Origin of the sequence: Lentzea sp. (assembly GCF_035525475.1) — a bacterium.
In the GTDB taxonomy this organism is placed as follows: Bacteria; Actinomycetota; Actinomycetes; order Mycobacteriales; family Pseudonocardiaceae; genus Lentzea.
On record NZ_DATLEC010000258.1, the window covers coordinates 1 to 18460 of the forward strand.

Here is an 18460-nt window from a genome sequence, read left to right on the forward strand (position 1 = left end):
CCCAGCCTTCGACACCGAGGTCAGCCGGTGTCGAGGGGTACGAGTTGTACTTCACCTCGAGGTACGGGTTCAGCGCGAACCGGCGCCACGATGCGTCGAGCGAACCCTCGTTCTTCGCGGCGAACATGAACGTCGTAAGGGTCCACGATCCTTCCGCGGCGCGCATCACCGCACCCGTCGCATCAAAGTCGGCACCACCGTCCGATGGGCATTTCCCAGGATTGTTCGCCCTGTTGTTCTCCCCCAACGTGTAGTCCCAGACCGGCTGGCTGTCCCAGGTGGTGCCCCAGCCGATCGGACCCGTCAGCCACAACTGCGTCGGGGTCGGATTGCACGAGTAGGACTTGATCACCGTGGCGTGCACGGTCGCCGAATGGATCTTCTTGCCGATGATGTCGGTCGTGTTCATCTGGACATACGTGCGTGAAATGCCAGCACTCGTCGAACCCAGCTCAGCGGCGTTCACATAGCCGGCCTTCAGATCGCTGAGCTGACCGTCGGCCTTGTCGTAGTTCTGAGCATCGCCCCACGGCGACTGCACCACCGCGTGATGTTGCTTGCTGCACGTCAGGCAGTAGTAGTCCGGATCAAGCCTTACCGGATAAGCGGTGTTCGGGTCGGCGAGGAACGCCTGGTCGGGCGTGACCGAGATCGTGCTCGCACCGACCTCCACGCCCATGACCGCCTGGCGCGCCGACTCGGAGGCATCCCACATTCGCGACGCGTCGCCACCGAACACCGGCTGACCGTCCGGCCCGGTCACGACGAGCCCGCCGGAAGTCGAGGCCGCGGCCGACTTCGCGGCTACCCCGGCAGCAGGGCTTTGGCTGATCTTGGTGTTCTTTGTGTGCGACTTGAAGGTGATCTTCTTCAGCTCGGAGTTCTTGGCCGCGTCGGCAGTCTTGACCACGAGATTCTGGGAGAAGCCCGTCAGTCCGGCCTGCACCTCGAGGTCCACCCCTGGTAGCACGTCCGGGTAGGTGGCGGTCTTGCCCGAGATGCGTGCCGGGGGCAGGTCGGCGGTCCAGCCGAAGCCGACCTCGGCGTCACCCTTCACCAGCCGCGCGACCGGCGCCGCCGCGGAGCCCAGGCCACCCGCGGTGAACGACATGGCCACCGGTGCCGCCTTCGGCGCCAGCGTGCCATCGGGCTGCGGGGCGAGGTTCAGATCGACATCGGTCCACGCACCGTTCTGCTTGACGCGCACCGGATGCACGTAGTTGACCAGCGTCCTGGTTCCGTCCGGGTTGGCCTTCACCTCGGACGTCTCGGTCGTCGCCGAACCGATGACGATCGACTTGCCGCTCTGCTGGGCGAGCTTCTCGGCGGTCGTGGCGTCCGCGACCTCGTCCGGCACGGCAGCGGTCGCCACGGGGACCGAGCCGATGAGTGTGCCTGTGAAAACGAGAGCAGCACTGAGCACGGGCAGAGCAAAGCTCCGCCCTCTGGCGGTGAACACCAATTCCCCCCACCTGCTGGTCCCCACCAGCAGTTTGTCCGACGCGGTCCCGTCCCCTGATCCGCAGGCGGAACTCTAGGTCCAAGTCGAACGGGAAGGGTATAGGCCAGCCAGAGGAACTTCATCGGTCGTCGAACGAATGAGTCACACCGGAGCGTCGGTCACGGGACGGATGGCGGCGTCGACGAGCAGGCCGCTCCGTGCACCGCACGCGGTGCGGAACGTCCTCGTCCTCAGATCCGAGATCAGTTTTCCTCAGTCACGCCTTCACAACGAGGGTGAGGAACGCCTCCCACGCCTCCTCCGACACCGGGAGGTGGGTGGCGGGGGCCTTGCTGTCGCGGATGCCGATGCCGTGACCGACCTCGACGCAGTCACTGGCCTCAGGGCTGTAGCTGCTCTTGCGCCAGGCAGACATCCGGAGCGCCTCCTCAGACAAGCATGCTGGTGATCAACCTCCTCGATTGTTCCGCATCCAAGGCCTCCCGATCCAACCTCTTCAGCACTTCGGCGTAGCAGGCCAAGGAGTCCTTGTCCTCCAGGAAGAGACCGGAGTTCTGACTCTCGATGAACACGACGGGCTCGTACCTGTCGAAGCTGAGCCGCGTGAACGAACCGGACAGCCCGGCGTGCGCGCCGATCGCGGTCGGCACGATCCGGAAGGTGATGTAGTTGCGCATCAGCACCAGCTGGATGTGGGTCAGCTGGGCCCGCATCACCTCCGGACCACCGACCGGTAGCCGGAGTGCCTGCTCGTGCGCGTAGAACACGAACTCGCGGCCGGGCTGGAAACTCGCCTGGCGATCGAGCTTCGCGCGGATCAGCGCGTCGACGTCAGCGGGCTTGATCTTGGCCGACTTCTCGGCCGCGGCGCGGATGTAGGCGGCGATCTGGAGATGGCCTGGGACGAGGTTCATCGACCACACGGTGATCCTGCTGGCCAGGCGTTCCTGGCTGATCAGCGAGTGGACCTGGTCCGGCACACCGTCTTCCGGGAACAGGAGCCAGCCCTTTTCGCGGGATTCGCGGTACAGCGCGAGTATGCGTTCGACATCGGCGTACGGGGCACGGCAGTAGGAGAGGAGCCGCACCACGTCGAGTTCGGTGACACCTCCCTTGCCCTGCACCAGGTCGGAGACCTTGGCCTCCTGCCAGTCCAGCTGTCGGGCGAGTCCGCGTTGGGTCATGCCGCTCTGCTCGATGGCGTCGCGCACGCCATTGCCGAACTCCCGGCCCACCACGCTCGAGTTGCGCTTCGGCATGAGAGCGAACGTTAGGGGGCCGGGTCCCCTCCGCTCCAACGTTTCGGCCCGAATCGCCCCGAACGAAGTACGGCTTGGAGCCGTTCCAACGCGACACTCCGGACTAGCTCGGCGTGGTCGTGACCAAGCTGTTCGAGGTCGGCTGGACGGAGCTCTCGTTCTGGACGCTGCTCGTGGTGGTGTTCACCGACGACTGCGAGGTGCCGGACGACGGCTCGGACGCGGGCGGCGTCGAGGGCTCGGTCTGCGGCGGGTTCGACGAGGTGGTGGTCGTCGTCGTGGTGGTCGTGGAGGACGACGGCGGCGTCGAGGACGGCGGGCACGAAGTCGACGTCGAAGTCGGAGTGGAAGACGTCGTGGTGGACGACGACGGCGGCGTCGTGGTCGGGCAGTTCGGCGGCGTCGACGACGGTGGCGTGGACGACGGCGGGTTCGACGTGCCCGGATTGCCACCGGGGTCGCCGCCGGGAGGGGTGCTCGGGTTGCCCGGGGTCGGGTTCTGCTGGTTGTTGCCGTCGTTCGGGAGTGACGGGAGTAATGGCAGCGAGTCGACGTTGTCGCTGTACTCCTTGGCCCACTTGAGGACCGTCTGGACGTACGTCGTCGACTGGTTGTAGCGGAAGACGGCCGCGGCGCGGTCGCTCTGCTTGGTCAGGTCGCCGCCGCCCGCGCACAGGTAGCGGCCGGCGCCCAGGGCGGCGTCGTAGACGTTGTTCGGGTTGACGTTGCCGTCTTCGTTGCCGTCGCCGCCGAAGCTCGCCCAGGTGGCGGGGATGAACTGCATCGGGCCGACCGCGCGGTCCCAGGCCTTGTCGCCGTCGAGGCGGCCGCCGTCGGTGTCGTGGATGGCGGCCATGCCGGGAGCGCCGTTCAGGACGGGGCCGAGGATCTTGGGGGTGGCGTCGCCGACGGCGTTCACGCGGCCGTTGCTCGCGTGGTTCGACTCGACCTTGCCGATGCCTGCGAGCAGGGCCCAGTCGAGGTTGCAGCCAGGGACGAGCTGGGCCATCTTGTCCTCCGCGCGGAGGTAGGCCTCCAGCACGACGCCGGGGATGCCGTGCTCACCGGGGAAGTCGTCGATCACGCCGGGGTCGTTGTCGAGGGTGTCGAGGTCGCCGTCCTCGAGGTCGGCGAGCAGCGCGGCGCTCAGCTCCTCGGACAGGGGCAGGCGGCCGCCCGCGCCGAGCTCGGACGGGTCGCGGCGCAGCGCGTTGAAGACGTCGGCGGGGCCGAGGGAGACGGCGATGTCGTTGTGCTTCGAGAGGTTGACCCAGTCGACGAGCCTGGTGCCGACGATCAGCGACGGCGCGAGCATCGCAGCCAGCGCGGCAACGGCGAACCCCTTCTGCTTCGGGGACAGCGCCGCGGGACCGCGCAGTTTGTCCATTGCCACGAATACTCACCTCTCGTGCGTCATCGCGGCGCGCCGTCTCGCAGTTACGGCGGACGCCCCCGTGCTGACCCGTTCCACCCTGCCCCACCGGTGGGACCAGGTGTACCCAAGACGGAGTGAAGCGTGTGTTCGGTTCCGTTGACTGTTAACTCAGGTGGCAGGTCCCGAACAGTCGCCCGCGGGCCAGAGCTCCTGCGCCTTCAAGAGTGCCAGGGCTTCGTCCCCCATGGGATTGACCCCGGGGCCCTTCGCGAGGGCGTGCGCGACGTGCACGTGGAGGCACTTGACCCTGCTCGGCATGCCGCCCGCGGTGACCTGGGTGCCCAGCGACTCGATGGCGTCGCGTTCGGCGAGGTACGACTCGTGCGCGCGCAGGTAGGCGGCGGCGAGCTCCTCGTCGGTCGCCAGCCGTTCGGTCTGCTCCTTCATCAGCCCGCCACCCTCGAGCGTGCTGACCAGCGAGTTCAGCTTCGGGCAGGTCAGGTAGTACAGCGTCGGGAACGGCGTCCCGTCGGGCAGCCGCGGGTCCGTCTGCACGACGTTCGGGTGCCCGCTGGGGCACCGCGAGGCGATCGCGCGTGTCCCGCGCGGCGTGCGGCCGAGCTGCTGAGCGACCGTTTCCAGGTCAGCAGCACTTACTTGTGCGTCACCGATTCCCACAGTTCCTCGTACCAAGACCCTTGTGCCGCGGGCTTGCCCGACGGCCTCTCCGATTCGGTGTTGCGACTTTCGTCACCCGGCAGTTGCACGATGTAGGGCGTCTCGCCCGGCCGCACCCAGTGCAGCCGCTTGCGCGCCTCGATCTCCACGTAGCCGGGGTCCTGCAGCTGCGCCTTGCGCTGCTCCAGCGCGGCGACCGTCTCCCGCAGCTTCTGCTGCTCGGCCCCCACGTCGCGGAGCTCGTCGCGCTGCGAGAGGTAGGTCCGCAGCGGGACCGCGATGCTCAACGCCAGTGCGCACAGCACCATCGCGAACATCGCGGCCCGCCGCGTCCCCGTCATGCCGAACGCGCCACCCGTGCCGTCGCTGCGACGCGACGGCGCTTTGGGACGCGGGGGCTTCCGAGCGCGCGCGGGCCGCGCCTCCCGTTCTGCACGGGGGCGGCGGGGACGACGCGCGCGCTCGGCCACGACTCAGCCCTCCGGCGTGTAGCGCGGGAACGCGAGCTCACCCGCGTAGCGCGCCGCGTCGCCGAGGCTCTCCTCGATGCGCAGGAGCTGGTTGTACTTCGCGGTGCGCTCACCACGGGCGGGCGCACCGGTCTTGATCTGACCGGCACCGGTCGCCACGGCGAGGTCGGCGATGGTCGTGTCCTCGGTCTCGCCCGAGCGGTGCGACATCATCGACTTGTAGCCGTAGGAGGTGGCCAGCGAGACCGCGTCGAGCGTCTCGGACAGCGTGCCGATCTGGTTGACCTTCACCAGCAGCGCGTTGGCGGCGCGGCGGGAGATGCCCTCCTCCAGGCGCTCCGGGTTCGTGACGAACAGGTCGTCGCCGACGATCTGGACCTTCTCGCCCAGCTCGGCGGTCATCTGCACCCAGCCGTCCCAGTCGTCCTCGGACAGCGGGTCCTCGATGGAGACCAGCGGGTAGTCGCGGACGAGCTCGGAGTAGTAGCCGATCATCTGCTCGGCCGACCGCTTCGACTTCTCGAACGTGTAGGCGCCGTCGGTGAAGAACTCGGTGGCGGCCACGTCGAGCGCGAGCGCGACGTCGCGGCCGGCCCGGTAGCCGGCCTTCTCGATGGCCTCGAGGATGAGGTCGAGCGCGTCGCGGTTGCTGCTGAGGCTGGGCGCGAAGCCGCCCTCGTCGCCCAGGCCGGTCGCGAGGCCCTTGCTCTTCAGCACGGACTTGAGCGCGTGGTAGACCTCGGTGCCCCAGCGCAGGCCCTCGCGGAACGTCTCCGCGCCGATCGGCGCGATCATGAACTCCTGGATGTCCACGTCGGTGTCGGCGTGCGCGCCACCGTTGAGGATGTTCAGCATCGGCACGGGCAGCACGTGCGCGTTCGGGCCGCCGACGTACCGGAACAGCTCCAGGCCGGAGCTCGTCGCCGCGGCCTTCGCCACCGCGAGGCTGACGCCGAGGATGGCGTTCGCGCCCAGGCGGGACTTGTCCGGCGTGCCGTCCAGGTCGACGAGCTTCTGGTCGACGACGCGCTGCTCGACGGCCTCGATCCCGACCAGCTCCGGGCCGATCTCGTCGAGCACCGCGGTGACCGCGCGCTCGACACCCTTGCCCAGGTACCGCTTGGCGTCGCCGTCCCGCAGCTCCACCGCTTCGTGCTCACCGGTCGAAGCACCCGACGGAACAGCCGCACGCTCCAGCGTGCCGTCGTCCAGCGCCACCTCGACCTCGACGGTGGGGTTGCCGCGAGAGTCAAGGATCTCGCGTGCTCCGACCTGCTCGATGACCGCCACTTGCGCTCCCTGTTTCTCCTGCGTCTCGTCGTCGTGACGAGCCTACTTGGGCCAGGTGACCGGCCGGGGCTCGACACCTGCGGATCACGTGTGGATCACCTGCGGATCACGGTGGAGCGCGCGGTCGGTCGTCTGAATCGTGCCAGACGACCTACCCGCTGCCCAGACCTCCCGGAACTTGACCGCGATCTCGTCCTGTTCACCGATCGCGCCGGCTGCTCACGACACCACCACCGGCAGGTGCTTCACGCCGTTCTGGAAGTTCGACCGCAACCGCACGACCTCCCCGTCCAGCTCCAGCACCCCGGGTAGATCGAGCACGGCGTCGAACACCGCCCGCATCTGCGTCCGGGCCAGCTGCGCCCCGAGGCAGAAGTGCGGCCCGTGCCCGAAGCTCAGGTGGTCGGCCTCCCGCCGCCCGGCGTCGAACGCCTCGGGCGAGGTGAAGACGAGCTCGTCCCGGTTGGCCGAGGAGAACCAGACGACGACCTTCTCCCCCGCCCTGATCCGCACCCCGGACAACGAGGTGTCCTGCACGGCCGTGCGCCGGAAGTGCATGACGGGTGTCCACCACCGCAACATCTCCTCGACGGCGGAGGGCAACAACGAACGGTCCGCCCGCAACCGCGCGTACTGGTCGGGGTGCTCCAGCAGAGCGATCATCCCGCCGGGGATCCCGTTGCGCAGGGTCTCGTTGCCCGCCACCGAGAACAGCCAGAAGAGGTTCTCGAACTCCTCCAGCGAGATGTCCTCCCGCATGAGGTTGCTCATCACGTCGTCCGAGGGGTGCGCACGCTTGTACGCGCCGAGAGCGTGCGCGTAGGCGTACAAATCCGGCATGCCATCCCGTGCGCGCGGGTCGCGGCCGTCGTCAGGACGAAGCTCCAACGCCGCCAACGCCATGTCGGTCATCCCGGCGGTGGAGCTTGACGACAGCGCGTACTCGGAGTCCTGGAAGCCGATCACGCGGTTGCTCCAGTCGTAGAGCAGCGCACGGTCCTGGCGCGGCACGCCGAACACGTCGGCCAGGGTCAGCAACGGCAGGTCGGCGACGTCGGCGGCGAAGTCGCCGGACAGCGAAGCGACGATCTCGCGGGCATGGGAGCGGATGCCGTCCTCCAGCCGGGCCACGGCGCGCGGGGTGAAGGCCCGGGTCAGCATGCGGCGCAGGCGCGTGTGCGCGGGCGGGTCCTGGTTGAGCATCATGCGCTGGACGTACGCGAGGTCCGCGGGTGCCGGGTCGCGGATCTGCGTGGCGCCGCGGTGGGACGAGAACACGCCGGGTGAGCGCAGCACCGTCCGGACGTCGTCGTAGCGGAAGATCGCCCAGAAGTCGTCGACGCGCACGACGTTCTTTTCGCGCAGCCGGGTGAGTGCGTCGTGCGGGACACCCGAGGTATACGTGTCCGGGTCGGCGATCAGCTCGGCATCGGTCCGCATAGAACGGGATTCTGACGTGCTTCATGTCGAACGTGGCGGAAACGGGCCTCTGCTGGTGTTGCTGCACGGGCTGGGCGCCACCGGCGAGGTGTGGGAGGACGTCGTCGCCGGCTGGTCGGGGAGCTGGCTCGTGCCGGACCTGCCCGGTCACGGACGCAGCGCGAGGATCGGCCGGTACTCGTTCGGCTCGCTCGCGGCGGCTGTGGCGGAGGTGGTCCCGCGCGAGCCCGTCACGGTCGTCGGGCACTCGCTGGGGGGCGTGGTCGGGCTGGCGCTGGCGAGCGGGTGGTTCGGGGTCGGCGTGACCACGTGCGTCGGGGTCGGGATCAAGGTGCGGTGGACCGACGAGGAGCTGGAGAAGGCCGCCTCGCTCGCGGCTCGGCCGGGCAAGGTCTTCGGCAGCGAGGCGGAGGCCGTCGAGCGGGCGTCGAGGATGGCTGGGGTGCCGTTGCGGCACGGCGTGTCCGAAGTGGACGGCGGGTGGGCGCCGTCGCTGGACATGAGGGCCTTCGGCGTGGGGCGGCCGGACGTGCCGGGGCTGGTCATGGCGTCGAAGGCCGAGGTCGTGCTGGCGGCGGGCGAGAACGACCCGATGTGTCCTCGGGAGCACCTGGCGGAACTGGTGCCGGAACCGGTGGTGTTCCCCGGCGCCGGCCACAACGTCCACGTCGAGTCGCCCTCGTCGCTGCACACCGTGCTGGCTCAGCTCGCGAGGTAGCCGCCGTCGGCCGCGAGCACCGCGCCGGTGACGTAGCTCGACTGGTCCGACGCCAGGAACAGCACGACGTCCGCGATCTCCTCCGGCTCGCCCACGCGGTTCATCGGGACGGTCTCGCTGATCTTCTCGAACACCTCGCCCGCCTGCGTCACGGCGGTCTCGGTGCGGATCGGGCCGGGTGCCACGGAGTTCACGCGGACGCCGTGGGCGCCGAACTCCACGGCCCACGAGCGGGTCAGCGCGTCCACCGCGGCCTTGGAGGCGCTGTAGACGCTGGTGATCGGGTTGCCGACGTCCGCGCCGATCGACGAGATGTTGATGATCGCGCCCTTCTTCTTCGCGACCATCGCCGGGACGAGCGCGGCCGTGAGGAAGTACGTGCCGCGGACGTTCACGTCGAAGACCTGCTGGTAGGTCTCCAACGACTGCTCGGTGGTCGGCGAGAACGGGAAGATGCCCGCGTTGTTGACGAGCACGTCCACGTCGCCGACCTCCGCGGCGAGCTCGCGGACGTCCTCCAGGCTCGCGACGTCGGAGACGACGAAGTGACCGGTGCCGCCGGCCTTCTCGATGAGCTCGACGGTCTCCTTGCCGAGCTCGGCGCGGCGGCCGGTCACGTAGACGGTGGCGCCCGCCTCGGCGAGCCTGACCGCGATCGCGCGGCCGATGCCCGAGGTGGCTCCGGTGACGAGTGCCTTCTTGTTCGCGAGAGTCTTGGTTGACATGTCTCCCACCGTGCCCGCGCCGCGTCGTCATGCCATAAATTCCGGGTGAATCAGCTGGTCGGGACCAGTGAGCGCAGGCCGAAGTACATCTGCACGAAACGCGGCAGCCGGTAGCTGCCGAGCACCACCGGCTCGATCAGGTGCACGTCCGCGAGCGACTCCAGCAGGACGTCGATGCGGTCGACCTCGCCGCCGCTCATCTCCGCGGCCTCGCACACGTTGATCACGTCGGCGTTCTGCCGGGCGAAGCAGGTGAGCAGGTGCCGTTGCTCCGCGGTCAGCTGCCGGTCGGCCTTGATGATCGGCGCGAGCACGGCCCGGCAGTCGGACGGGACCGCCTCGCCCAGCACGGTCTCCCGGTCCATCTGCTTCAGCAGCATCGTGACGGTCCAGGCCGGGCGTCCGCTGAGCTTGCCGCCGAGCACGCGGATCGGGTTCGGCAGGTACGACACGCGGGCGAGGACCTCGTCGGCCTGCTGCTCCTCGGCCGCGATCCTGGCGGGGTCGAGGACCTTGCGGAAGAACGCCCGCGCCTCGGGCACCGCGAGGCCGGCGATCTTCAGCCACGTCACGCCCGGCAGGTCGTTCCACCGGCGGACGCTCGTCAGGATCATGGCCGAACCCGGCGTGCGGAGGTCCTTCACCGCCTCGGCGGACGGGACGTCGTCGACGACGACCAGGAACCGCTTGCCGCGCGCCTTCTCCCGCCACAGCGCGGCCTTGTCGCCCGCCGGGTTCTCCACGCCGACCGCGCGCAGCAGCTCGTCGGCGACGTCACCGGACCTGACGAAGATCTGGCCGTCGGGGAAACGCCCCTTGACCAGGTGCCCGATCCGCGTGGCCAGCGCGGTCTTGCCGCTGCCGTTCATGCCGGTGATCCCCACCAGACCGGGAAGGACGTCGAGGGCACGCGCGATCTCGGCGACGCGCCCGGTGAAGTCGGCGACGTCCGGCGGCAGCTGCTCGGGCTTGCGCGGCAGGTGGAGGTCGCCCTTGAGGATCCGCGCGTGCGCCTTGCGCAGCTCGGGGCCGGGTTCGAGCCCGAGCTGCTCGCCCAGCAGTGCGCGCGCCTGGTGGTAGTGCTCCAACGCCTCCGCCTGCCTGCCCTCGCGGAAGAGGGCGTGCATCAGGAGCACGCGCGGGTGTTCGCGGAGAGGGTGGGACGCGACGTGCTTCTGCAGCTCGATGACGTCCAGCTCGCGTTCGAGCCACTCCTCGCGCGACTTGAGCCGGCGCTCGGCGAGCCGCACGCGCTGCGCCTCGAAGTAGGTGCCCTGGAGGCCCTCCAAGGGCTCGCCGCGGCAGTCGTCGACGAACTCGGCGCGCAGCGTGTAGCCACCGTCCTTGGACCTCAGGTCCAGCTCGGGGAGCGTCTTGCGGATCTTGTACATGTACGTCCGCAACGCCATCACCGCGCTCGGCGTCGGGTCGTCCCAGACCATGCCGATCAGCTGGTCGTTGCTCAGCCTGGTGCCGTTGTTCAGCAGCAACGCCGCCAGCACCGCCCGCTGCTGTCGCGGCCCCAGGTCGATCTCCTCGTCCTCGCGCCAGGCTCGTACCGGACCCATCAGTGAGAAGCGCAGGCTCATGCAACACCACAACGCCGACGGGGATTCCCGCCTTCCCCGTCCCACGGACCGGTCGTCAGCGGACACCAGCGGAAGTCCCAACTGGACTCCGGTTCGCCGGGTTCGTCCACTCCTTCGAGTCCTGTCGCCCGGACGGCAGTCGAAGAACCCGTGATCGGTGGGTAACGTTGATCGAATGACGGACGGCACCTTCGAGGCGTTCAGGAAGGCGGAGGCGTTGCTCGCACAGCGCCGGCCGCTCGATGCCCTGCGCGAGCTGAAGCCGGTGCTGGACGAGGCGGGGGACGCGCCGTCGGTGCAGCTGCTCGCCGGCCGGGCGTACCTCGGGTCCGCTCAGCTCAACCGGGCGGAGCAGGCGTTCCGCAAGGTGCTCGACCTCGACCCGAGCGACCACTACGCGCGGTTCGCGCTCGGCAAGACGCTGCAGCGGCTGGCCAGGCTGCCGGAGGCGCTGGCCCAGCTGCGGATGGCCGTCGCGATGAACCCGTCGCCGGAGTACCAGGAAGCCCTCGGCGAGGTCCGCGCCCGCATGGCCGTCGAACGCGACCGGAACTGACCGTCCACTGAGGACTCCCCCGCACGTTGCCCCGAATGGACGTGTGTTCAACGGTGCGTGAGCGACTAAGTTCTCTGTGAGGCCACCGGGGGGACGCACGGAGCGTTCTGACGGCCGCCGGATCTGGGGGGATCCAACCGTGAGCGCGGTGTGCGCTGCCCTCGATTCGGTGTGCCTTCACAGGCCGCGACAGAGGGGTTCAGTGCAGTGAAAATGATCAGGCTTTCGGCTCTGGCGGCGATCACCGCCGCCACAGCGCTGCTGGTGACGGCCGCGCCGTCGCTCGCGCAGGCCGGTACCGGTCCATCCGCGTTCACGCCTGAGGTCAAGGCGCTGATGGCGACGCAGGACAAGCTCCACAAGATCGCCGAGAAGGTGGAGAGAAGCACCGGCTTCAGCGGCTTCTACGTGGACGCGGGCGGCAAGACGCTCAACGTCTACTGGAAGGGCAAGGCGCCCGCGAAGGTCAACGCCGCCGCGGCCGTCGCCAAGGCGCAGGGCCTGACCGTGAAGGTCCACTCCGCCAGGTACTCCGAGGCCGAGCTCAAGGCCGAGGCCGCACGCCTGGCCAAGACCGGTTCGATCCAGAGCATCGCCGCCAAGTACGACGGCAGCGGCCTCGTCGCGAAGCAGGCCTCCGCGGGCTTCTCCGCGAAGTCCGCCGTGCAGAGCTCGGTCGCCGTCGAGGTGGAGTCCGGTGAGGTCGAGCTCGCCGCGTCGCGTCTCGTGGACTCCTCGCCCTACAAGGGCGGCGCGTACATCGAGAACTACGCCAACGGCATCGTCCAGGGCGCCTGCAGCTCCGGTTTCGCGGTGACCAGCAACGCCACCGGCGCCGACAAGTTCCTGACCGCCGCGCACTGCGGTGACCTCGGCAGCTACTACACCAACGGCAACCTCGACTTCATGGGCTCGGTCGAGAGCCGCTCGGTGGCGTCGGACAGCGAGATCATCAACGCCACCGGCCAGGCGCGCGTGTGGATCGGCGACTCGATCCAGACCGAGCTGAACCAGCCGACGGCCAACCAGTACGGCCTCGACGTCATCGGCTCGTCCGCCACGATCGCCGGCGACTGGCTGTGCGACTCGGGCTCGTTCTCCGGCACCATCTGCGACATCCGCGCCACGCAGACCGGCCTGACCATCTGCCTCAACGGCTTCGGCTGCGTGAACAACTCCGTCGAGGCCGTGCACCAGGGCGGCTACAGCGCGGGTGGCAACGGCGACAGCGGCGGCCCGGTGTTCTCGGTGCAGCAGCCCGGTGACCGCCTGGTCGCCCGCGGCACCCTGACCGCGATCTCGGTCGCGGCCGCCGACCTCCGCCAGTGCAGCGGCGTGCCGGCGGAGAACGGCCGCCGGTGCTCGCAGCGGATCATCTTCCCCGACATCGTGGCCCAGATGGCCGACCACAACGTCCGGATCAAGACGATCGGCTGACCTACCACCGACCGGCGGATCCGAGTCCTCTGTGGACTCGGGTCCGCCGGTTCCTCGTCACAGCGGCAAATCCGGGGGGACGATGAGGAAGAGGCTCACGGCACTGGCCGCGATCACGGCGGCGCTGCTGGCACCGGCCGCTCCGGCACTCGCGCGGCAGCACGAAGGACCGATCTCGCCCGAGGTCGTCGCACTGATGGCGACCCAGGACCAGCTGCACGAGATCGCCGGCCGGATCGGGAAGGGCAACGGGTTCGGCGGCTTCTACGTGGACGCGGGCGGCAAGACGCTCCACGTCCACTGGAAGGGCAAGGCACCCGCTCAGGTCAACGCCGTCGCGGCCGTCGCCAGGACGCGGGGTCTCACCGTGGAGGTCCACAACGCCAAGCACTCGCAGGCCGAGCTGAAGGCCGAGGCCGCGCGCCTGGTCCAGACCGGCTCGATCCGGAGCGTCGCCGCCGAACACGACGGCAGCGGTCTCGCGGTCACGCCGAAGGCCGGGTCCGGCGGGTTCGAGCTCGCCGCGTCCCGCCTCGTGGACTGGGCACCGTTCAAGGGCGGCGCGTACATCTCGAACTACAAGGACGCCGTGCCGCAGGGCACGTGCAGCTCCGGCTTCGCGGTGCTCACCGACACCACCGACACCACGAAGCTCCTGACCGCCGCGCACTGCGGTGACCTCGACAGCACCTTCGCCAACGGCTACGGCCACACCGTCGGCTGGGTCGAGGAGCGGTCCCCGTGGTCGGACAGCGGGATCATCAGCGTGGCCGATGCGCAACCGCGGGTGTGGATCGGCGACTCGATCGAGTCGGAGATCCTCCAGCCCGCGACGAACCAGTACCCCCTCGACGTCGTCGGCGCCACCGGCACGCTGCCCGGCGACTGGCTGTGCGACTCCGGCGCGTACTCCGGCACCATCTGCGAGATCCAGGCGGTCAACACCGGCGTGACCGCCTGCTTCCCCGACTTCGGCTGCACGGCGGACCTGGTCGAGGCCGTCCACCGCGGCGGCTACAGCGCGGGCGGCAACGGCGACAGCGGCGGCCCGGTCTTCTCGGTGCGGCAGCCCGGTGACCGCCTGGTCGCCCGCGGCACCCTGACGGCCATCTCACTCAACCCCTCTGACCTGCGCCAGTGCAGCGGGGTACCGGAGCGCGACGGCCGCAGGTGCTCGCAGCGGATCCTCTTCCCGGACATCACGAGCCAGATGGCGGCCCACGGCGTCCGGATCAAGACGGCGTCCTGATCGCTCACCCGAAGAGGGTGTCGCCCCAGTAGCCGCCGGGCTTCACGCCCGGCGGCACCGCGAAGTGACCCGACCCCGTGTGCTCGACGTACTCCATCATGTCGTCCTTCGTGGACAGTGCCTGCTGCATCGGCACGAACTGCTTGCGCGTGTCCCGGTTGAACGCCACGAAGAACAGGCCCGCGTCGAGGTGCCCGAGCCCGTCCGAGCCGTCCGTGAAGTTGTAGCCGCGGCGCAGGATCCTGGCCCCGTTCAACGACTCCGGTGACGCGAGCCGGATGTGCGCGATCTCGCCGATCAACGGCACCCCGCCCTTGCCCTTCACGTGCAGATCGGGCTCGTCGAACTCCTTCTGCTGCCCCAGCGGCGCGCCTTCGCCCTTGGTGCGGCCGACGATCTGCTCCTGCTCGGTCAGCGACGTGCGGTCCCAGATCTCGATGTGCATGCGAATCCGGCGCGTCACCAGGTACGTGCCGCCGGCGAGCCAGTCCGGCCCGTCCTCCTCCGACACCCACACGTGGTCGCGCAGCAGGTCGGTGTCCTCGGCCTTGATGTTGCGCGTGCCATCCTTGAACCCGAACATGTTGCGCGGCGTGGCCTGGTCGCGCGTGGTCGACGACGTGCGGCCGAACCCGAGCTGCGACCAGCGGACCGCGACCTTGCCGAAGCCGATGCGGACCAGGTTGCGGATGGCGTGCACGGCGACCTGCGGGTCGTTCGCGCAGGCCTGGAGGCAGATGTCGCCGTTGCTGCGCGCGGGGTCCAGGTCGTCCTTCGGGAAGCGCGGCAGGTCGATCAACCGCTCCGGCCGCTTCGAGGCGATCCCGAACCTGTCGTCGAAGAGCGACGGGCCGAAGCCGATCGTGATGGTCAGCGCGGACGGGGGCAGGTCGAGCGCCTCGCCGGTGTCCTCCGGCGGCGCTTCGGCGTTGCCGCCGACCGCGCCGTTCTCCGCCGCCTCCTGACCGGCCGTCATCCGTTCCGCAGCGAGAGTCCACTCCTTCAGCAGCTCCACCAGCTCGTCGCGGCTCTTCGTCTTCACGTCCAGCGCGACGAAGTGCATGTGGTCCTGCGCGGGAGTGGTGATGCCGGCCTGGACGTCGCCGCGGAACGGCACCTTCGCCGCGGCGACGTTCTCGACGGCCGGCGACGCGCCGGACGCCAGCACACCGGCGGCGGCGCCCGCGCCCGCGAGCGCCACACCGGCGCCCGCGAACCCGAGCAGCCTGCGCCGGGACACCTCGGTCACTTGGCGGACACCACTTCCGCGACCTTGCTGACCGGCTCGCCGAGCGCGTCGACGGCCTCGGCCAGCGACTTGACCTCGTCCTGGGACAGCTCGGTGTAGGACTTGAAGCCGTCGCCCTTGCGCTGCTTCTCCAGCGCCTCGTCGAGCGCCTTGAACTTGGCGTCCAACGTGGACACGAGCGCCTTGTCCTTCTGCTCCACGGCGGGCCGCAGCGCGGCGATGGCGGCCTGCGAGCCGTCGACGTTGGCGCGGAAGTCCCAGAGGTCCGTGTGCGAGTAGCGGTCCTCCTCACCGGTGATCTTGCCGGTGGCGACCTCGTCGAGCAGCTCCTTGGCACCGTTGGCGAGCTGCACCGGCGTCAGCTCCACCGTCTTCGCCTTGGACACGATCTCCTTGACGTCGGTCAGCAGGTCGTCCGCGATCTTGCCGGAGTCTGCCTGCAGCCCGGAGGACCACAGGTCCTTCTCCAGGCGGTGGTAGCCGGTGAACGCCATGCCCTCCTCGATGACGTCCTCACGGCCGTCGATCTTGGGGTCGAGGTCTCCGAAGCTCTCCGCGACGGGCTCGATGCGCTCCCAGTAGGTGCGCGACACGGGGAAGAGCGCCTTGGCGTCGTCGACCTTCCCGGCCTTGACGGCGTTGACGAACTCCTCGGTCTTCACCAGCAGCTGGTCGGCCTGCGAGGTGACGTAGCGCTGGTAGCTCCTGGTCGCGTCGGCGAGCAACGCGTTGCCGTCGGTCGACTTCGAGCTGGCACCGGTGACCCTGAAGTCGCCGCGGATGCCGTCGCCCTTCATGCCGGGCTTGCACGCGGTCTGGAACTTGCCGGACTCCGTGACCTCGACGATCAGCTTGCGGCTCAGCCCCGGCCCGATGTTCTCGACCTCGCCGAGGATCCGGTCGCCCTCGGCGTAGAGGTAGAACTCGGTGACCTTGCTGCCCCTGTTGGTCACCTCGAACGTGACGTTGCCGGTCGCCGCCTCGGTCTTGGCGACCTTGCACGCGTCGTCGGTGGCCTCGACGGCGATGTTCCCGCTCGCGTCACCACTCGTGCCGCCGTTGCCGCACGCCGCCAGCACCGCGAGCGAGCCCAGGATGACCACTGCTTTGCGCACGGTTGCCACTCCATCGATCAGTTGGACACGGCAGCGCGACGGCGCGGCCGGATGAGGAACAGGGACAGGACGACCCCCACGTAGGCGACCCACGCGACGGCCTGCAGCACGGACGTGCGCTGCGAGTAGTTGAAGAAGCCCTTGAGCAGCGCCCCGTACCAGGAGTCCTCCGGCAGGGTGTCGCTGATGTCGAACGCCAGCGTGTTCAGCCCGGGAAGGATCGCGGCTTCCTGCAGGTCGTGGATCCCGTAGCTGAGCACGCCCGCCGCCACGAACACGAGCAGCACACCCGTGACGGTGAAGAACTTTCCAAGATCAAACCGAATCGCCCCCTGGTACAGCAGTGCGGCGATCACCACAGCGACCCCGATGCCGCCCAGGAACCCGAGGAGCGGCTCGGTCGTCCCGCCCCCGGCGGCCTGCACGCTGGAATAGAAGAAGACAGCCGTCTCCAACCCTTCCCGCCCAACGGACAAAAGGGACACGAGGACGATGGCGAATGGTCCGATTTTGAGCGCTTCGTCCATTTTCCCGCGCAGCTCGACGGCGATCGTCTTGGCCGCCCGGCGCATCCAGAAGATCATTCCCGTGACGAACGCGACCGCGATGATCGACATCGTCCCGCCGAACGCTTCCTGCTGCTCGAACGACATGCCGGCAGCACTGAACGTGATGACGGCCCCCGCCGCCACGGACAACGCCACGGCAATCCCGACCCCGGCCCAAACCCATTTGAGGGCATACCTTCTGCCGGTCTTCACGAGGAATGCGATCAAGATGCTCACCACGAGGGCGGCCTCGAGCCCCTCGCGCAGCCCGATCAAGCCATTGGCGAACAGCATCCCGGCGCCTCCACGAATTAGGTCGGCCTCATTTAAGGTAAGGCTCACCTGATTGTCCAGCCGCCAACGGTGCCGTTTACATCACTCCGACACCACGCCCCACTTGAACCGAGCACGTACGCTCGGTCTCGTGGTACCGCCGCCCGCACCTCCCACCAGAGCCCCCCGCCCCCGTTCCGGCAACATCTTCGGCCGCATCGTCCTGGTGCTGCTGCTGATCGTCGTGGTGGCCGCGGGCGCCTGGGGCCTGGGCGCCCTGAACCGCAGGAACGCGGCCCCCCTGGGCCCACCCCCGTTCCCAGTCCCCCTCCAGGACGTGACCCCGGGCGAAGCAGCCCCGGGCAACGCCTCAGCCCCGGGAACAGCCCAGGACACCAACCCGCTGGCCGAGTGGGCGACCAGGGTCGCGGCAAAAACCGACATCCCAGCCCGAGCCCTGCACGCCTACGCCGCGGCCGACCTGACGATGCAACGAGAAGCCCCAGCCTGCCGCATCTCCTGGGCAACCCTGGCAGGCATCGGCCGGATCGAGTCACACCACGGCAACATCAACGGTGCGAAACTGCAGGACAACGGCCTCCCCACCCGCCCGATCATCGGCATCCCCCTGGACGGCGGCCCAGGCGTCAAAGCCATCCACGACACGGACGGCGGCCGCCTGGACGGCGACACGACGTGGGACAGGGCAGTGGGCCCGATGCAGTTCATCCCGGGCACCTGGAACCACTGGGCAAAGCGGGCAGCAGGCGACGGCCAGCCGGCGGACCCGCAGAACATGGACGACGCGGCCCTGACAGCGGCGAACTACCTGTGCGGAGCAGGAGCACGGGACCTGGGCACGGGCCAGGGCTGGTGGGCAGCGGTGATGACCTACAACAACTCGGTGGAGTACGGCCAGAACGTGTTCAGCGGGGCCGACGCCTACGCGAGAGCAAGCACAGCACAGTAGAAGAGCACGGGCAAGCCGCCCAACACGAACAGGCGCGCCGTCAACCCGCGTGCGGCG

At 69.1% G+C, this 18460-nt stretch carries 18 protein-coding genes; 5 read left to right on the forward strand and 13 right to left on the reverse strand.

What is annotated here, in order from left to right; genetic code table 11:
• The 8 genes from VM306_RS39130 to VM306_RS39165 form a co-directional block, all read right to left on the reverse strand.
• On the reverse strand, positions 1–1459 hold a 1459-nt coding region (locus tag VM306_RS39130; RefSeq protein ID WP_325524215.1), incomplete at its 3' end, for a DNRLRE domain-containing protein.
• A 259-nt stretch (positions 1460–1718) separates the two neighbouring features.
• On the reverse strand, positions 1719–1877 hold the full coding sequence (locus VM306_RS39135; RefSeq protein WP_325524217.1) for a DUF397 domain-containing protein: 159 nt from the start codon (positions 1875–1877) through the stop codon (positions 1719–1721).
• A gap of 13 nt (positions 1878–1890) precedes the next feature.
• Positions 1891–2721, reverse strand: a complete 831-nt coding sequence (locus VM306_RS39140) for a helix-turn-helix transcriptional regulator (protein WP_325524220.1) — start codon at positions 2719–2721, stop codon at positions 1891–1893.
• Between the two features lie 103 nt (positions 2722–2824).
• Positions 2825–4108 (reverse strand): lytic transglycosylase domain-containing protein, encoded by a 1284-nt coding sequence (locus tag VM306_RS39145; RefSeq protein WP_325524284.1) that lies wholly within the window; start codon positions 4106–4108, stop codon positions 2825–2827.
• A gap of 156 nt (positions 4109–4264) precedes the next feature.
• Positions 4265–4774 carry a DUF501 domain-containing protein gene (locus VM306_RS39150; protein ID WP_325524224.1) on the reverse strand — a complete coding sequence of 170 codons (510 nt, stop codon included), beginning with the start codon at positions 4772–4774 and terminating at the stop codon, positions 4265–4267.
• A complete protein-coding gene (locus VM306_RS39155) occupies positions 4750–5115 on the reverse strand; it encodes a septum formation initiator family protein (RefSeq protein WP_325524226.1) in 366 nt (121 codons plus the stop codon). The genes VM306_RS39150 and VM306_RS39155 overlap by 25 nt, the downstream gene beginning before the upstream one ends.
• 132 nt (positions 5116–5247) lie before the next feature.
• Complete coding sequence (gene eno, locus VM306_RS39160) at positions 5248–6534, reverse strand: phosphopyruvate hydratase (protein WP_325524228.1); 1287 nt, start codon at positions 6532–6534, stop codon at positions 5248–5250.
• Between the two features lie 219 nt (positions 6535–6753).
• Positions 6754–7974, reverse strand: a complete 1221-nt coding sequence (locus tag VM306_RS39165; RefSeq protein WP_325524230.1) for a cytochrome P450 — start codon at positions 7972–7974, stop codon at positions 6754–6756.
• A 16-nt stretch (positions 7975–7990) separates the two neighbouring features.
• On the opposite strand from VM306_RS39165, the gene VM306_RS39170 reads away from it, so the two are divergent.
• Positions 7991–8692: an alpha/beta hydrolase gene (locus tag VM306_RS39170; protein WP_325524231.1), complete on the forward strand. Its 702-nt coding sequence runs from the start codon at positions 7991–7993 to the stop codon at positions 8690–8692.
• Here the strand turns inward: VM306_RS39170 and VM306_RS39175 are convergent.
• Positions 8677–9417 carry an SDR family oxidoreductase gene (locus tag VM306_RS39175; protein WP_325524232.1) on the reverse strand — a complete coding sequence of 247 codons (741 nt, stop codon included), beginning with the start codon at positions 9415–9417 and terminating at the stop codon, positions 8677–8679. The two genes, VM306_RS39170 and VM306_RS39175, sit on opposite strands and share 16 nt — an antisense overlap.
• 50 nt (positions 9418–9467) lie before the next feature.
• Entirely contained in the window at positions 9468–11006 is a 1539-nt protein-coding gene (locus tag VM306_RS39180) for an AfsR/SARP family transcriptional regulator (protein ID WP_325524234.1), read from the reverse strand.
• Between the two features lie 175 nt (positions 11007–11181).
• On the opposite strand from VM306_RS39180, the gene VM306_RS39185 reads away from it, so the two are divergent.
• The 3 genes from VM306_RS39185 (at position 11182) to VM306_RS39195 (ending at position 14248) form a co-directional block, all read left to right on the forward strand.
• The gene (locus VM306_RS39185) at positions 11182–11562 is read left to right on the forward strand and encodes a tetratricopeptide repeat protein (RefSeq protein WP_325524236.1); all 381 of its coding nucleotides are present in this window, start codon (positions 11182–11184) and stop codon (positions 11560–11562) included.
• A 213-nt stretch (positions 11563–11775) separates the two neighbouring features.
• Positions 11776–12999 (forward strand): hypothetical protein, encoded by a 1224-nt coding sequence (locus VM306_RS39190; RefSeq protein ID WP_325524238.1) that lies wholly within the window; start codon positions 11776–11778, stop codon positions 12997–12999.
• A gap of 82 nt (positions 13000–13081) precedes the next feature.
• Positions 13082–14248, forward strand: coding sequence for a hypothetical protein (locus VM306_RS39195; protein WP_325524240.1), 1167 nt, complete (start codon positions 13082–13084; stop codon positions 14246–14248).
• A 4-nt stretch (positions 14249–14252) separates the two neighbouring features.
• On the opposite strand, the gene efeB is transcribed toward VM306_RS39195, so the two are convergent.
• The 3 genes from efeB to efeU are packed head-to-tail and all read right to left on the reverse strand — an operon-like array spanning position 14253 to position 17454.
• On the reverse strand, positions 14253–15497 hold the full coding sequence (gene efeB / locus VM306_RS39200; protein ID WP_325524242.1) for an iron uptake transporter deferrochelatase/peroxidase subunit: 1245 nt from the start codon (positions 15495–15497) through the stop codon (positions 14253–14255).
• Positions 15494–16621 carry an iron uptake system protein EfeO gene (gene efeO, locus VM306_RS39205; protein ID WP_414672506.1) on the reverse strand — a complete coding sequence of 376 codons (1128 nt, stop codon included), beginning with the start codon at positions 16619–16621 and terminating at the stop codon, positions 15494–15496. Before efeO ends, efeB begins: the two co-directional genes overlap by 4 nt.
• 8 nt (positions 16622–16629) lie before the next feature.
• The gene (gene efeU, locus VM306_RS39210; protein ID WP_325524247.1) at positions 16630–17454 is read right to left on the reverse strand and encodes an iron uptake transporter permease EfeU; all 825 of its coding nucleotides are present in this window, start codon (positions 17452–17454) and stop codon (positions 16630–16632) included.
• A 103-nt stretch (positions 17455–17557) separates the two neighbouring features.
• Here efeU and VM306_RS39215 point away from each other — a divergent pair, with 103 nt between their 5' ends.
• A complete protein-coding gene (locus tag VM306_RS39215) occupies positions 17558–18403 on the forward strand; it encodes a lytic murein transglycosylase (protein ID WP_325524249.1) in 846 nt (281 codons plus the stop codon).
• The last annotated feature ends 57 nt before the right edge of the window (positions 18404–18460 follow it).

Coding starts and splice junctions, on each gene's coding strand:
- VM306_RS39190 (WP_325524238.1), top strand. CDS start 11,776: ATGATCAGGCTTTCGGCTCTGGCGGCGATCACCGCCGCCACAGCGCTG.
- VM306_RS39140 (WP_325524220.1), bottom strand. CDS start 2,721: ATGCCGAAGCGCAACTCGAGCGTGGTGGGCCGGGAGTTCGGCAATGGC.
- VM306_RS39185 (WP_325524236.1), top strand. CDS start 11,182: ATGACGGACGGCACCTTCGAGGCGTTCAGGAAGGCGGAGGCGTTGCTC.
- VM306_RS39165 (WP_325524230.1), bottom strand. CDS start 7,974: ATGCGGACCGATGCCGAGCTGATCGCCGACCCGGACACGTATACCTCG.
- VM306_RS39135 (WP_325524217.1), bottom strand. CDS start 1,877: ATGTCTGCCTGGCGCAAGAGCAGCTACAGCCCTGAGGCCAGTGACTGC.
- VM306_RS39145 (WP_325524284.1), bottom strand. CDS start 4,108: ATGGACAAACTGCGCGGTCCCGCGGCGCTGTCCCCGAAGCAGAAGGGG.
- VM306_RS39175 (WP_325524232.1), bottom strand. CDS start 9,417: ATGTCAACCAAGACTCTCGCGAACAAGAAGGCACTCGTCACCGGAGCC.
- VM306_RS39195 (WP_325524240.1), top strand. CDS start 13,082: ATGAGGAAGAGGCTCACGGCACTGGCCGCGATCACGGCGGCGCTGCTG.
- VM306_RS39155 (WP_325524226.1), bottom strand. CDS start 5,115: ATGACGGGGACGCGGCGGGCCGCGATGTTCGCGATGGTGCTGTGCGCA.
- efeU (WP_325524247.1), bottom strand. CDS start 17,454: ATGCTGTTCGCCAATGGCTTGATCGGGCTGCGCGAGGGGCTCGAGGCC.
- VM306_RS39180 (WP_325524234.1), bottom strand. CDS start 11,006: ATGAGCCTGCGCTTCTCACTGATGGGTCCGGTACGAGCCTGGCGCGAG.